We start from the raw sequence: 16,521 nt of genomic DNA, 5'->3' as shown, positions 1-16,521 counted from the left end.
GCAGGAAAATCCTATTAACTTGCGGTTTCTTTCTTATTACGATAGATCATGAACAGAAGAGAATTTTTAGAAAAATCAAGTATTTTATTGGCTGGATTAGGAACCTCAGGTGTTTTACATCCAGCTATTCTAAAGGCTTTGGCTATAGATCCGGCTGCACAGTCTACATTTTATGATGCAGAACATGTTGTTATTCTGATGCAGGAAAACCGTTCATTCGATCATGCTTTTGGAGCCCTTAAAGGAGTCCGCGGATTCCTTGATAAAAGAACTTTCATAAAACAGGATGGTCACTCCGCTTTTTTTCAAAAGGAAAAAACAGGAAAATATGCCGCTCCGGCACGTCTGGATCTGAGAAACACCAAATCAACCTGGATGAGCTCCCTTCCCCATTCATGGGAAAATCAGCAGCAGGCATTTAATAAAGGGAAATACGACCAATGGCTTCAGGCTAAAGCTTCAGGTAATGAAAATTACAAAAATATTCCACTTACCTTAGGATACTATAATCGTGAAGATCTTCCGTTTTATTATCAGCTTGCGGATGCCTTTACCATATTTGACCAATACTTCTGCTCTTCAATGACAGGAACTACTCCAAACAGACTTTTCCATTGGTCTGGAACCTTGAGAGAGCAGCAAAATGGTAAATCAAAAGCTAATGTGGTCAACGATGACATTGATTATGATACAGCAAGACAGGCAAAATGGAAAAGCTTCCCTGAAATTTTAGAGGAGCAAAATGTTTCATGGCGTATTTATCAGAATGAGATCAGTCTTCCAAAAGGATTATCAGGAGAGCAGGAAGCATGGCTAAGTAATTTTACAGATAATCCTATTGAATGGTTTTCAAAATTCAATGTAAAGTTTTCTAAAGGATATTATCAACACATTCCCAATATGATCGCTTCGCTGAAGCAGGAAATTCTGAAAAAACCTAATCAGAAAGAAAGACTGGAGGCTATTATTGCAGAACTCCAGGAGGACCAGGTAAAATATCACCCTGATAATTATTCTAAGCTTTCTCAAATGGAGAAGAACCTTCATGAAAAAGCTTTTACTACCAATTCAAATGACCCTGATTATCATAACCTTGAAATTGGAAAAGATGAGCATGGAGAAAGACTGGTAGTACCGAAGGGTGATGTGTTATTCCAGTTCCGAAAGGATGTGGAAGAAAAGAAACTTCCATTGGTTTCATGGTTGGTAGCTCCTGAGCACTTCTCGGATCACCCGGGATCGCCTTGGTACGGCGCATGGTACATCTCCGAGGTGCTCAATATTCTTACCAAAGACCCTGAAATGTGGAAAAAGACAATCTTCATTATCAATTATGATGAAAATGACGGCTATTTCGATCACGTCATCCCTTTTGCTCCGCCATTAAACCCTAGCCAACCGGTTGATATCAATGGAAAAAGCGGTGTGGAATATGTTGACAAAGCTCAGGAATATATGTCTGATCCAACATTAAAAGATTATGAAAAAACAGAAGGAACAGTAGGACTTGGTTACAGAGTTCCTATGATTATTGCTTCACCATGGACGAAAGGAGGTTTTGTAAATTCTGAAGTTTCAGATCATACTTCAGTATTGCAGTTTCTGGAGAAATTCATCATGAAGAAACTCAATAAAGATGTTCATGTAGACAACATCAGTGAATGGAGACGTGCGGTTTGTGGAGATCTTACTTCAGCTTTTAATTCTTCAAATGTCAAGGCTCCACAAATGAATTACCTGGATCAGAAAGATTATGCTAAAACGATCAATGCAGCTAAAAATAAACCTGTACCCCAATTGAAATGGTATACTGAGAATGAGCTTAAAAAAGATTTACTCGAAATTCAGGAAAAGGGAATGAAGCCTTCCAATCCTCTTCCATACAACTTTCAGGTAAATCTGGATGGCGGTAAGATTACAATGACCAATTTAAAGGAAAATGGTGTTCCCCTGCATCTTTATGACAGAACACAATTGATCAATACCAGTAATTATTATTTCTCCTATGCATTATATTCCGGGAATGAACTATCCCATCCGGTGATACTATCAGGGAACTATGATTATGAAGTGTTCGGGCCTAATGGCTTTTTCCGAAAATTTAAAGGAAATAATATTCCGGAATCAAACATTACTTTAATCAATAATCCATCAAAAAATCAGGTTGAACTGATCATTAAAAATGGGAAAAAAGGAAGTATTACTTTTGAAAATCTGTATGAAAAAAGCAAAAAAACAGTTGCTATTCAGAAACCGGAAGAGAAAATAGTGATTGATCTTACCTCATTCAAAGGCTGGTATGACTTAAAAATAACCTCAGGTGAACATATCTGGCACTTTGCAGGAAGAATAGAAACAGGAAAAGTTTCTGTTTCAGATCCACACTGGGCATAAAGCAATATTCTTATCAAAACATTGTAAATCCTGTACAAATGTGCAGGATTTTTTGTACGCTAAAGGTGAAATATTTTTCAATCATATCACATTACAATAGAGAAATATTTAACAATATGAAAATTATCATATATTTATTTCATAATTAGTTGATTTTTATTATTTTCACTATACTAATAATTAAGATCATGAATAAATTAAAATTAACGGTAGCAATGTCTTTATTTGCAGCTGCCATATCCGGAAATTTAAGTGCTCAGGATTCCAATACAGACAGTCATACGATTACCATTTCGGTTCCGGATGTTGCCCTTGTAGATATTGAACCTGCTGCTACAAAAAATATCACATTAGGATTTACTGCTCCTACTGAGGCAGGTAACCCTGTTGTACCTAGTGCAGCCAACAATACTTTATGGCTTAATTATTCTACTATCAAGTCTGATGCTAAACCTTCCCGTAGTGTAACTGTAAAACTTAATGCTATTATTCCCGGAATAGATGTGCATGTAACAGCCGCTTCTGCTACAGGAGCAGGAGGAGGAGGTGTAGGAACAAGCGCTGGGCTTTTAACTTTAAGTGCTTCTGACCAGACCCTCATTTCCGGTATTGGAAGTGCTTATACAGGCAATGGTGCCAATAATGGACATAATCTTACATATGCCCTTGTTGCAGGAAGTGGCCCTGGTGGTGTAGCCAATTATTCGGATTTAACAGTAAAAGCATCTACTATAGCTACTGTTACCTATACCTTAGTAGACAACTAGAACTCTAAATATTCAATTCTGTATTTTTTTAAAAGCAAGAAGAAATTGTATTCCAGTTTCTTCCTGTTTTTATATTATTAATTATAAACCAACATTTTATATGATCATTAAGCGTATTCTTTTATTAATCACTATGATTTTGCAGTTCAGCTTTTTACATGCCGGCATTGTGGTTCTTAACGGGCTTACGCATTCCTACAAAATAGAAAACGGAAAAGTTTACAAAGGGAAAATTGCGATTGAGAATACGAGCAGCAGCCCACAAAGTGTAAAATTATTTTTGCAGGATTTTTCTTACCATGCTGATGGTACCATTAATTATACGGAATTGCATACTCAGAAAAGAACTAATGGAGACTGGATAAAACTGAACACCAATCTGGTCACCCTGAAAGGTAAAGAAAAAACAGAAGTGTTTTATGAGGTTACTGTTCCCGATAAGGCAATAGAACCTGGCAGCTACTGGAGCGTGATCATCGTAGAACCTGTAGAAGATATAAAACCCAGCGACAAACAACCTGGAGTAAGCATCACTTCTGTGGTACGATACGCTATCCAGGTCATCACAGATTATGATACGGAAAAGGCCAAACCGGACCTTATATTCGAAAATATCAAAGTAGAAAAAGAAGAAGGACAAAAAGCGGTAAAAATAGCCATCGCCAACAATGGAAACCTTTATTGTAAAGCCATTGCTTCTATTGAAATCTATAACCGTAAAACAGGAGAAAAAGCAGGAACCTTTTCAAGCTTAAAAATGGGACTGCTTCCTTCTACTTCTAAAACATTTTACATTGATATCAGTAAAGTTCCGCCTGCACAGTACAAAGCTACTGTTATAGCAACGGATGAAGATGAGAACGCTTTTGCGATCAATGTGGAACTAGAAGTAAAAAATGATTAAAACCTGGACATTATTTATTTTTATATTATTCCCGTTATTTGCTTTTTCTCAACAATCAATCAATAGATTCGCGAGTAAAAAGAATAGCTTAATACCGGGAACATCTACTTCTGTTCCTTTCAGTCTGGAAAACAACTTGTCTGAAAATAAGGTATATGATATCTCAGTTATCACTTCAAATCCACTTATCACTCCTATCTTAGAAAAAGGAGAGTTTCAGCTTCTGTCACAGGAAACTTCTGTATATCTTGTTCCCTTGCGTATTTCTGCAGAGGCTGTTCAAGGAGAATATTCAGTCACGTTAAATATAACGGATCGTTCTAATGGAATCTCTACCCAAAAGGTCTCACAAATTACCATTGCTGTCAATAGAAAACTTTCTCTTACCCCATTAGATTCACCGGAATTTATAAGAGCCGGAGAAACCATCCAGGCTTCATTCCTTTTAAAAAACAATGGAAATATTACTGAAAATATCACCCTGGAAAGTAAAAATGCCATTGTCGATCATGATTCATCAATTATTCTTGGCCCAAACGAATCCAAAGTTGTTACCATCCATAAAAAGACCAATCCGGAACTTGGTCAAAATGAATTTCAAAATCTAAATCTTTCGGTATATTCTAAAGATAATCCTAAAGAAAATCAAAGCGTTTATATCAGTACCCAAGTGATCTCCATACAGCCAGCCAATATGGATATTTATCACAGGCTCCCAGTGGCAGCCTCACTATCCTTTGTTGGGATGAAAAATATGGGCGTCTATCATGACGGCTTTCAAGGCGAGATCTACGGGAAAGGAGCTTTGGATAAGGAGAATAAAAATCAGATTGAATTTCATGCTGCTACCCACAACCCAATCGAACTCAATACATTTACCCAATATGAAGAATATTTTGTGAACTACAAAAGGGGCAATTTATTTGTTCATCTGGGTGATAAAACATATTCTTCTTCCTACTTAACTGAATTTGCCAGGTATGGCCGCGGTGCAGAGATCCGGTATGATTTCAATAAGGTAAGTTTAGGCGGTTTTTACAACCATCCCCGGTTTTTCAGAGACATTAAAGATGAGTTTAATATCTATTCAGCATTTAAAATCCGTAAAGAATCTGAAATTTCAGTTGGATATCTTTACAAAATACCAATGAAGGAAAATTCTGATTTCAGGAATATACAGTTAGATTCTGAGGCTCATCTTCCTTATACTAAAGGGAAATTCAAAATTTCTAAGAATATTAATATCTCCGGAGAATTTGCCTATAGTACAACCAAGAAAAACGATGGAAGAGCGTATATGGCACAAGCTGAGGTTAATTTTGAAAATTTCAATGGAAATCTGATGTATATGAGGGCAAGCCCTGAGTTCGCAGGGTATTTTACCAATACCAATACTTTCAGCGGATATTTTCAGTATAGGCTATCTAAGAAAATCAATGTTTTTGCCAATTATATGCAGGATGCTAAAAACTTTCAGCGGGATACCTTGTTTCTGGCGGCTCCTTATCGAAAGTATTTTCAGTATGGAATACAATATAAATACCTATCCAATGGTTCTATTATCTTTAATAATGGGTATCAAAAGTATCAGGATCGTTTAGAACCCAAACAGTTTGATTACTATGAGCGCTTCTTCAGGGTTTCTTTAGATCAACGTATCGGAATGTTTCAGGTTAATCTTGAAGGACAGTTTGGAAAGACAGACAATTATTTGACAGGATTTAATGGTAATTCAACTTTATATTCTGCAAATCTATCCTTTGAAAAATTCAAAACCTCATTCAATGTCTTTGGAAGCTATGCGGTTACTTCCAGATATCTGTTACAAAATCAAAAACAGCTGTACTATGGAGCAAGAGTTTTTAGCAAATTCTCTGATAAAACCAGCTTAAGTATTTTTTATCAGAACAACTACATGCCTGAAGAATATTTTAAAGACCGGAATCTATTTGAATTGTTATTCCATCAGCAGCTATTTCCTGGAAATGAACTTGATCTTTCGGGAAGATACTCTCTACAAAGAGGACAAATTGGAGATAAAGATTTTATATTTTCACTGCGTTATACCTGGCGGCCAAACATCCCGGTACAAAGAACAGCTGAGTATGTTTCACTTTCTGGTAATGTCAGTAACCTTGGAATCAAAAAAACAGAAGGAATACGATTACTGCTGGGTAGTTATTTATCCGTTACAGACAAAGAAGGGAATTATCTGTTTAAAAATGTTATTCCCGGAAATTATTTCCTGGAAATAGACCGCTCCACCACAGAGATTAATGATATCCCGACTGTCTCTATTCCAGCAGCTTTATCTCTTAATACTAAAGAAAACATTTTTAATTTTGGGTTAACTATAGCAGCCAATGTACAGGGCTCTGTACAACTTTCGGAAACTGAAGAAAAAAAACAGACAGATATTGAAGCTTTACAGACTAAAAAAACGAAGAATAAAAGGGAAAGTATTATTATAGAAGCCACTAGCAACGATCAGACTTATCGTAAAATTTGTTTTATAGGGGAAAATTTTGATTTTACTTATCTCCGCCCGGGAGACTGGACTGTTAAGCTCTATAGAAATGGCCTTGATAAACGATATAAAATTTCAACAGATAAATTTCAATTTACTTTAAAACCTTCAGAAACAAAGAAACTCAGTATTCAGATCGTCAAGCAGCAAATAGAAATCAAGTATCAACAGGAATCCTTAAAAGTAGGATATAATCAAATAAAAAATAAGAAATGATTTTGAAACACACCCTATTATTAGCATCTTTTATTTTTTCCAGTGTATTGTATTCTCAAGCCAATGTTACATTGACTTTACCTGTTGTGACTTTAATGGACGTGGAACCAACAGGAAATGTTACTTTAAACTTTACAGCTCCTACTGAGGCTGGAAATCCTTTGGGTAATCCAACACCTGATACTTCAAAATGGATCAACTACACTTCTGCAATTGCTTCAGGCGGACTTACCAGGAAGATTACCGCAGCTATTAGCGGAACTCTCATTCCGGGAGTAAATATCAGACTGCAGGCAGCTGCTGCATCCGGAGCCGGAGGCGGAACTTTAGGAACCCCTTCTGCACAGGTGACTCTTACCAATACCGCTGTTACCATTATAAGTGGCATTGGAGGAGCTTATACTGGTAATGGTGCTAATAATGGACATCGTCTTACGATATCTCTCGTTCCAAGTACTTATGCCAATTTATCTGCACAAGCCAATAAAGTTCTTACCATTGTCTATACCATTACAGAATAAAAACGGAAATATGAAAATGAATAGTTTCTTCTTCACAAAAATCTTTATAAAAAGGTATTTATATACTTCTATTTTATTCTTAATCAGTTGTTACATGGAAGCACAAGTAGTTAATGTTTCCGGAAGTTGGACTGCCAATATCCCTTCCATTACTGAAGCAGGAAATAATTATTCCGGAACTTATGATAATACGGGTAATACGGGCACTAATCAAATAAAACTATCCGGAACATTACCAGGATCTTTTCTTAATCTTCTTTCAAGCTCAGGGGCAAAGATGACAATGCACTACACATCCAATCCATGGAACAGTTCCATGACTCTTTCTGCAAGAAGAACTGGCGGAACAACAACAATAAACGGGGTCTGCCTTCTCTGTACAGCCTCTATTAATGGAGGCGCAACTTATATCCCCATACCATCAGCATCCGATGTAACGTTTGTTACTTTTACTTTTAGCGGGGTTTTAGGGCTTGGCAATAGTGTTACCTTCTCAGATATTGTTTTGTTACTACAGGTATCCGGCGTTTCTGTTACAATCCCTGCAAGCACTTATGGTGCGCGGGTAGTTTTCACCATAGTTGCAAATTAATATAGAGAGTGATTTTAAATACTGACATAAAATAAAGCCCCCTTTCCAAATTTTGGAAAGGGGGCTTTTTAAAATATATTCAGTTTAGTGCTTTGCCCACCAAAGAGGAGTGAGTACTGCATCTTGCCCACCCAGCAATTGAACTGCTTTTGTATATCCATCCTGATCTGTATTCCTGAAGGTACTTGGGTACCTTAGCCTTTGAGGGAAATTCTGAATAGAATTGGTCATATAATTTCCTGAATTTAGATTAGGTAAATTAACCAATGGTGTTTCTATTGCAGGATTTTCAAAGAAAGGCAATCCCAGTCTTCTTTGATCACTCCAGGACTCTAACGGAAGCCATGGCATATTCGCAATATATTTTTGAGTGATGATTTTCGTAAGCTTATCGTTTTTCACCGAACCATTTTTGTAAATAGTATTTACAGGGTATTTAATCTCAACAGAAACCATATTACCTGTAGAAGGATCTTTATAATTCATCGTATGGCTGGCTCCAGGTTCTGCTACATGACTGTAAGCAACAGAAGTTCCATCACGATTATAATCCGTTGAGGTAATATATTGGCTATAGAATTGGGATACTCCATTATAGGCAAAGCTATCCTGAATTCCTTTATTATAAGCGGCAACATCACTCATAGGAACAGACCATCCTTTTAAAGCAGCTTCCGCCATTAGGAAATAGGTTTCCCAGCTTGCAAAGAAAATTCTATCGTTTTTACCTTCTCTATACTGTTTTCCTAAAGCCGGCATACAGCCAATAACACCTCTTAATCCATTTCTCTGTCCTTTTACTCCCCAATTCCCTATTGTGGTCGTATTCCAGGTATTTACTGTATTAATTGTCACTTTAGACCCATTAGCAAAAGTAAGATCCCCATAATTGGTAGTCGCCTGGTTGGTATATGTAGGATAAAGTGAATAAATAGGATTGCTAAGATCTCCCGGAATATAAAATGTTTTATAAGCCCTTGGGTCTATTTTGTTGGGAAGTCCATCCAGCCAATATCCTGCACTTGGATCGTTCGTCATTGTGGAGAACTGCTCATCATATTTTATACCGATATAATCAGAGGCTTTTACTGCTGCATGCTGTGCAGCCGGCAGTTGATCTGTAGAATTGATCCCTCCTAATCCGATATACATATTATTAAGGGTTGCTGATAAAATCTGAGAATTCCATTCTCTGGACATGACTCCCGATAAAGGATTCCATCCGGTATCTTCTTTAACTTTAAAATTATCATCACTTGTACTGATCAACATGTTTGAATTAGCTGCCGCCTCAAACTCTGTTTTTGCTTTGGCAGGATCTACTTCTGAAATTCTCATAGCAACTCTCATTCTCATGGAATTGGCATACTTTACCCATTGGCTCCATTTAAATCCGTATACCATATCATAGGCGTTAGGATTTGAAGGTACAGGCTGATTTACATCCATTTTAGCCGTTGCATCCTTTAGTTCATCTAAAATAAAGTAGTATACTTCTTTTTCAGAATTAAATCCGGGATTTACTCCTTTAAATGCCTGAATAGGCTGCGGTCCAAAATTATCAGAAAACTCACTCATTACATAAGCTCTCCAAATCCTTGCTACCTGGATAAGATTATCATAGTAAGGTTTACCCTGACCTATTTTTTTCTTTTCATTGGCTATTTCAATTGTTGCATTGGCATTATTCAGCCATTCTGAAATTCCTTTCCAATACTCTATGGTCCATGAATCATCATATGAACCACCCGCAATCCCTGTTGTCAGATGTTGTCTTGCAGCAGTTTTCCAGTACAAAACAAAAGTACGTTCTGCAATATTAGGATCTTGTTGAGCTCCTAAAATAGAATTATTTAAAAAATATTCCGGTTCGGCTTTATTAATATCAACAGCATAAGGGTTGTTATTGATATCTTCAAAATCGTTACATGAAGCAAGAACCGTAGCAAGTGCTATAAAAGATAAAATATATTTTTTCATGATGGTATTATTGATATTAAAAGCCTAATGTAATAGTGAATAAATAAGATCTTGTTGTTGGGAATGAAAGATTTTCAAATCCTACAGCATTGGAGTTGATGGCAAATACAGACTCTGGGTCAATACCTTTTGCTTTGCTATATAACATCCATACATTATTGGCTGTGAAGGCAACCTTAGCACTTTGAAGTGCAAATTTTTGAAATAAACTCTTGGGAAAACTATAAGACACTTGAATATTTCTTAATCTGATATTTGTAGCATCATAGATGTTCTGTTCTGTAATCCCCAGGTTTCCTGCTGTTACAGCTGCCCAATAATCTTGTTGTGTGATTTCTTTGGTATTCGATGCATATCCACCCCCAGATTGCTGTACTACCGCATCAAGCACAAAATTATCACGCTTTCCCCCCGGAGCTGTATCTTCGGCAAGTCCTGCCTTTTGTAAAGCGGACTGGGTACTTGAATAAAACTTACCACCAATACGTCCGTCAATCTGAAAAGAAAGCCCGATATTTTTATAACTAAAGCTATTGGTAAGCCCAAATAATGCTCGTGGAGTTTGATCGCCCAAATAATATTGATCAGGAGTAGCCTGAGGTAATCCGTTTGCTCCTACGATTAGTTTTCCAAAGTTAGGACTGTTAGGATCTTCTACTCTTAAAAATTTTGTCCCATAAATCGTTCCGTAAGGTTTTCCTACTTCTGCAAAAATGGCAACATTATCATAGCCTCCTAATGGGTATTTTGAAATAGTTCCATCAAGCTCTTTTACCTCACTTTTTAATTGTGAAAAATTAGCGTTTACATTCCAGTTAAAATTCTCATTTTTAAAAATATCAGTATTTAAAACCACTTCAATCCCGCTATTTTGAATCTTACCACCATTAATTTTTTTATATTCATACCCTGATAGTGGATTCATAGGGAGATTAATTAATTGTTTTGTTGCTGTATTAATAAAGTAGCTTACATCCAAAGAAACCCTATTAAAAAACTTAAGATCAGCTCCAACTTCAAAACTCTTTAACTTTTCAGCTTGTAGATTAGAATCATACAATGTTTTTTCTCTTCCTAAAATAGCATGACCAGTTGGATCAGCTGCCAGTTTATAAGTATTATATAATTCGTAAGGGTCTAGCCCATTACCGGTTACCGCATAAGCAGCACGAAGTTTCGCAAAAGTTAGTGTTTTAGAGCTTGTTCCATTCAGTTTATTGAGCATTTCCGTTAAAACCAAAGAGGTACTTACAGCAGGGTAAGAATAAGACCTGTTCTCAATATTTAAAGTTGAAGACCAATCATTCCTTAGGGTAGCATTGATAAACCAATACCCGTCATAATTAATTTCCATGGCAGCAAAAACTGAATTAATCTTTTTCCAGACATCAACCTCGTTATTAGCTATACCTGCAAGATCGCTGGTATTAGTGACACTAAAAACATTGGGAACAATTAAATTTTGAGTACTAAAATAAAGAGCTTTAGTTCTTGTTTCCATAACTTGTCCATACAAAGAAAGAGAGCCCCCCCACTTTCCAAATAAATTATCTCTTTTAGCAGTAAGGCTTGCTATATAATTATTTTCATAAAATTTTTCTTCACTGGTTGCGTAGGAATTTCGTCGTGAAGAACCTGTCCATACTCTTGCATCTGCATTTAAAGCATAAAAATCGGTCCCAAGTCTCACATCTGCGCTTAGCCAATCATTAAACTGATATTTAAGATAGCTATTTAATAGGGCACGATCTTTTTTATCAGCATTAAGACTATTGTATGCGGACCAGTAAGGATTGATCCCGTTGGGGCTAATCCAATTCGATTGTATACCGTTCTGCATTTGCCCTTCACGATAATCACGAATATCAATATTTTGTGGCATAAGCAGAATATTAGAGTAATAATTTCCGTCTCCTCTTCCCCCTGCAGGTCTATTCTTTGCTTTACTGCTCATATACTGCACCTTTATTTCCGATGTCCATCTTTTTTCCCTTCCAAAAACAGAATTCATTTTAGCCATGAAGTTGAACCTCTCAAATTTGGAATTTGGAATTTGACTGTTATCATTCAAATAATTAATGGAAGTATACAAACTTGTTCCTTCACCAAAGTTTTCCTGAAAATTTAAAGTATGCTGAGTATTGATTCCAGTTTTGAAAAAATTACTGAGGTTATCATATCTCTTCATATTAGTTCCATCCAATGCAGGTCCCCATGAACTTGTGTTCTCACTATTAGCAGGATTCGCGACACCGTTTTGTCCCAGGCCAAAACTCTTTTGCATATCAGGCTTCATAAAGATGGTTTCAAATCCTAAATTGGTAGAATAAGTAATTCCAATACCACCTCTTTTCTTTCCCGTCTTCGTTGTAATTAGAATAACCCCATTTCCACCTCTGGAACCATATAATGCAGAAGCAGCTCCTCCTTTAAGGACAGAAATACTTTCTATGTCTTCGGCATTAATATCATTTAGTCCATTTCCCATATCCAAATCAGGATTCCAGAAATCATTGTTAGGAGAACCACCATTCTGCTTAGGCTTCGCTCCCATACCATTACTCAATGGAACACCATCTACAACAATCAAAGGTTGACTGTCTCCTCTAAGAGAGTTAAACCCTCTTAAATTGATCCTTGACGAAGAAGCAGGACCAAAACCTCCTTTAATCACCTGCATACCCGCTACTTTACCCACTAAAGCATTGGTTACATTGGTTTCTTTAGCTTCAACAAGTACTTGCCCTTTTACATCCTGAAAAGAATATCCTAAACTCTTCTTTTCTTTTTTAACTCCATAGGCAGTTACGACAACTTCATCAATTTTCCCAACCTTAGCAGAATCTGTATGTTGTGCAGACAGTCTGATAAAGCAAAAAAATAAAGATGAGAGAAGTCCCGCCTTAACTATCGTTCTTTTCATAATTATATTTAATATTTTGAAATCAAATATAATATTTTAACAGTATTTAATACCATACCAATAAAAAACAAGCAAAACATTTAAGATATCCCTGATACAATTGAAGTTATGGTTTAAAATTTTAAAAATAGGCGCTATTTTAATAACAGCAGAAAATTTTTGAATGCAAAAAAAGTATATCAACAATAAAAAATCAATAGAGAAATCTGATGATTATTTTGAACAGCAGTTATTTTTGCTTGAATAATGAAAATTTCTTTTAGCAATAGATAATCTCAGATGAATGATACATATTGGTGTGATGTAATGATGCCAGGAGTATATCTGTTATAGAATAAAGAATAAAGAATAAAGAATAAAGAATAGAATAGAGAACAAAAAAGTAAAGAACGGATAAGAAACCAGTGATAGGAATTTAGTAACAGAAACACTGGAATATAAGTATCATTACTCATTACTGATTGCTGATTACTCATTACTGATGTTTTCTCTTTTCTTTCCCCTGGGTATAAAAGTATAAAGCAAAAAAAAAGTCTCACACATTGCTGTATGAGACTTTTAAAAATAAAATAAAAACTGGCGGCGGCCTACTCTCCCGCGTTAGCAGTACCATCGGCGCTGGTGGGCTTAACTTCTGTGTTCGGAATGGGAACAGGTGAGCCCCACCGCTAAAACCACCCTAAAGGTTGTATATAAGGTTGCAGGTTATAGGTATTAGATTGTAGGTTTTCCCTACTACCTGATAGCTACCATCTGCTACCTGTTTTAAGCGATAAAAACTTTCACAAAGACAAAACCTTTACTGCGCATAAAGTACTTGTCTATTTATATATTATATTATAGATTACAGCAACCAATAGGCTATAAATCTACGGGTAATTAGTACTACTTGGCTATGACATTACTGTCTTTACACCTATAGCCTATCAACGTCGTCATCTACAACGACCCTTAAAAGATGTCTCATCTTGAGGCGAGTTTCGCACTTATATGCTTTCAGTGCTTATCTCTTCCAAACGTAGCTACTCAGCGGTGCACCTGGCGGTACAACTGATACACCAGAGGTTTGTTCAATTCGGTCCTCTCGTACTAGAATCAAGCCCTCTCAAACATCTAACGCCCGCAATAGATAGAGACCGAACTGTCTCACGACGTTCTGAACCCAGCTCGCGTGCCACTTTAATGGGCGAACAGCCCAACCCTTGGGACCTTCTCCAGCCCCAGGATGTGACGAGCCGACATCGAGGTGCCGAACCTCCCCGTCGATGTGAGCTCTTGGGGGAGACTAGCCTGTTATCCCCGGAGTACCTTTTATCCTATGAGCGATGGCCCTTCCATACGGAACCACCGGATCACTATGTCCTGCTTTCGCACCTGATCGACTTGTTGGTCTCACAGTCAAGCACCCTTATGCCATTACACTCTACGCACGGTTACCAAGCGTGCTGAGGGTACCTTTGAAAGCCTCCGTTACTCTTTTGGAGGCGACCACCCCAGTCAAACTACCCACCACGCAATGTCCTTCTAAAAGAAGTTAGGCTCCAAGTAAGTAAAGGGTGGTATTTCAACGTCGGCTCCACAAACACTAGCGTGCCTGCTTCAAAGCCTCCCACCTATCCTACACATTACTTACTCAAAGTCAATACGAAGTTATAGTAAAGGTTCACAGGGTCTTTTCGTCCCATTGCGGGTAATCGGCATCTTCACCGATACTACAATTTCACCGAGCTCGTGGCTGAGACAGTGCCCAGATCGTTACACCATTCGTGCAGGTCGGAACTTACCCGACAAGGAATTTCGCTACCTTAGGACCGTTATAGTTACGGCCGCCGTTTACTGGGGCTTCAGTTAATGCCTTCGGTTTAACCCTAAGCACCTTCCTTAACCTTCCAGCACCGGGCAGGTGTCAGACCCTATACAGCATCTTTCGATTTAGCAGAGTCCTGTGTTTTTGATAAACAGTCGCCTGGGCCTCTTCACTGCGGCCACCATTGCTGATGGCGTCTCTTCTTCCGAAGTTACGAGACTATTTTGCCTAGTTCCTTAGCCACGACTCACTCGAGCACCTTAGGATTCTCTCCTCGACCACCTGTGTCGGTTTTGGTACGGGTTGCTTCACTTCGGCTTTTCTTGGATCAGATTACACTGCAGCAGCTTCGCCCGAAGGCTAGGCCTTGACTATTCCGTCAGTCTCCAGCAGCTACATCCAACCGTCCCCTTTATTCGTGAGCAAGTATGGGAATATTAACCCATTGTCCATCCACTACCCCTTTCGGGTTCGCGTTAGGTCCCGACTAACCCTCAGCTGATTAGCATGGCTGAGGAAGCCTTGGTCTTTCGGTGAGCAGGTTTCTCGCCTGCTTTATCGTTACTTATGCCTACATTTTCTTTTCTATCCGCTCCACAATACCTCACAGTACTGCTTCGGCGCAAATAGAATGCTCTCCTACCAGATGTATCTTAAATACAAATCCATAGCTTCGGTAATATGTTTATGCCCGATTATTATCCATGCCGGACCGCTCGACTAGTGAGCTGTTACGCACTCTTTAAATGAATGGCTGCTTCCAAGCCAACATCCTAGCTGTCAATGCAGTCCAACCGCGTTGCTTCAACTTAACATATATTTTGGGACCTTAGCTGTTGGTCTGGGTTCTTTCCCTCTCGGACATGGACCTTAGCACCCATGCCCTCACTGCCGTAGAACATTTATTAGCATTCGGAGTTTGTCAGGAATTGGTAGGCGATGAAACCCCCGCATCCAATCAGTAGCTCTACCTCTAATAAACTTATATACGACGCTGCACCTAAATGCATTTCGGAGAGTACGAGCTATCTCCCAGTTTGATTGGCCTTTCACCCCTACCCACAGGTCATCCGAAGACTTTTCAACGTCAACCGGTTCGGTCCTCCACTCTGTGTTACCAGAGCTTCAACCTGCCCATGGGTAGATCACAAGGTTTCGCGTCTAATCCTACTAACTATCCGCCCTATTCAGACTCGCTTTCGCTCCGGCTCCGGTACTTAATACCTTAACCTCGCTAGTAAAATTAACTCGTAGGCTCATTATGCAAAAGGCACGCCGTCACAGCTTAATGCTGCTCCGACCGCTTGTAGGCGTACGGTTTCAGGTTCTATTTCACCCTTCTATTCGAAGTGCTTTTCACCTTTCCTTCACAGTACTTGTTCACTATCGGTCTTTCAGGAGTATTTAGCCTTGGAGGATGGTCCCCCCATATTCAGACAGGATTTCACGTGTCCCGCCCTACTCATTTATCATCCAAATATACCTTTCGAATACCGGGCTATCACCGTCTACGGCCGTTCTTTCCAGAACGTTCTTCTAAATATATAAAGACTTTTGGGCTAATCCGCTTTCGCTCGCCACTACTTACGGAATCTCTTCGATTTCTTTTCCTCCGGGTACTTAGATGTTTCAGTTCTCCGGGTTTGCTCCTCTTACGAGGTGACATGTCTTCAACATGCCGGGTTGCCCCATTCGGACATCTGCGGATCAATTCGTGTGTGCCAATCCCCGCAGCTTTTCGCAGCTTACCACGTCCTTCGTCGCCTCTGAAAGCCTAGGCATCCGCCATACGCCCTTAACGATTTCTTTCCTATTTTTAGGTTACTCAAGCGCTTTATGCGCTCGGTTTTCTCTTTGTGATGTCTTTACCGTTAATGTCAATGATCTTAA

Annotated in this window: 8 protein-coding genes and 2 rRNA genes; 6 read left to right on the top strand and 4 right to left on the bottom strand. The window is 38.4% G+C overall.

The features are described from left to right. Window positions 1-48: 48 nt before the first annotated feature. The 6 genes from AC3HD6_RS11395 (at window position 49) to AC3HD6_RS11370 (ending at window position 7,921) form a co-directional block, all read left to right on the top strand. The gene (locus AC3HD6_RS11395) at window positions 49-2,394 is read left to right on the top strand and encodes a phosphocholine-specific phospholipase C (protein ID WP_488896451.1); all 2,346 of its coding nucleotides are present in this window, start codon (window positions 49-51) and stop codon (window positions 2,392-2,394) included. A gap of 188 nt (window positions 2,395-2,582) precedes the next feature. Continuing rightward, window positions 2,583-3,161: a hypothetical protein gene (locus AC3HD6_RS11390; protein ID WP_488896450.1), complete on the top strand. Its 579-nt coding sequence runs from the start codon at window positions 2,583-2,585 to the stop codon at window positions 3,159-3,161. Window positions 3,162-3,261: 100 nt separating this feature from the next. After that, window positions 3,262-4,065, top strand: coding sequence for a WxL protein host-binding domain-containing protein (locus tag AC3HD6_RS11385; RefSeq protein ID WP_488896449.1), 804 nt, complete (start codon window positions 3,262-3,264; stop codon window positions 4,063-4,065). Beyond that, window positions 4,058-6,808, top strand: coding sequence for a COG1470 family protein (locus AC3HD6_RS11380; protein WP_488896448.1), 2,751 nt, complete (start codon window positions 4,058-4,060; stop codon window positions 6,806-6,808). The genes AC3HD6_RS11385 and AC3HD6_RS11380 overlap by 8 nt, the downstream gene beginning before the upstream one ends. Further along, complete coding sequence (locus AC3HD6_RS11375; RefSeq protein ID WP_488896447.1) at window positions 6,805-7,329, top strand: hypothetical protein; 525 nt, start codon at window positions 6,805-6,807, stop codon at window positions 7,327-7,329. Before AC3HD6_RS11380 ends, AC3HD6_RS11375 begins: the two co-directional genes overlap by 4 nt. A gap of 94 nt (window positions 7,330-7,423) precedes the next feature. Next, window positions 7,424-7,921, top strand: coding sequence for a hypothetical protein (locus AC3HD6_RS11370; protein WP_488896446.1), 498 nt, complete (start codon window positions 7,424-7,426; stop codon window positions 7,919-7,921). An 84-nt stretch (window positions 7,922-8,005) separates the two neighbouring features. Here the strand turns inward: AC3HD6_RS11370 and AC3HD6_RS11365 are convergent, their stop codons facing one another. The 4 genes from AC3HD6_RS11365 to AC3HD6_RS11350 form a co-directional block, all read right to left on the bottom strand. Continuing rightward, the gene (locus tag AC3HD6_RS11365; protein WP_488896445.1) at window positions 8,006-9,901 is read right to left on the bottom strand and encodes a SusD/RagB family nutrient-binding outer membrane lipoprotein; all 1,896 of its coding nucleotides are present in this window, start codon (window positions 9,899-9,901) and stop codon (window positions 8,006-8,008) included. A 16-nt stretch (window positions 9,902-9,917) separates the two neighbouring features. Continuing rightward, the gene (locus AC3HD6_RS11360) at window positions 9,918-12,824 is read right to left on the bottom strand and encodes a SusC/RagA family TonB-linked outer membrane protein (protein WP_488896444.1); all 2,907 of its coding nucleotides are present in this window, start codon (window positions 12,822-12,824) and stop codon (window positions 9,918-9,920) included. Window positions 12,825-13,398: 574 nt separating this feature from the next. After that, a 5S ribosomal RNA gene (gene rrf / locus AC3HD6_RS11355) occupies window positions 13,399-13,506 on the bottom strand. A gap of 177 nt (window positions 13,507-13,683) precedes the next feature. Beyond that, window positions 13,684-16,440, bottom strand: a 23S ribosomal RNA gene (locus tag AC3HD6_RS11350). Window positions 16,441-16,521 lie beyond the last annotated feature (81 nt).

This window comes from Chryseobacterium sp. II3a (assembly GCF_057815135.1).
This window is presented reverse-complemented; position numbering and strand designations above follow the sequence as displayed.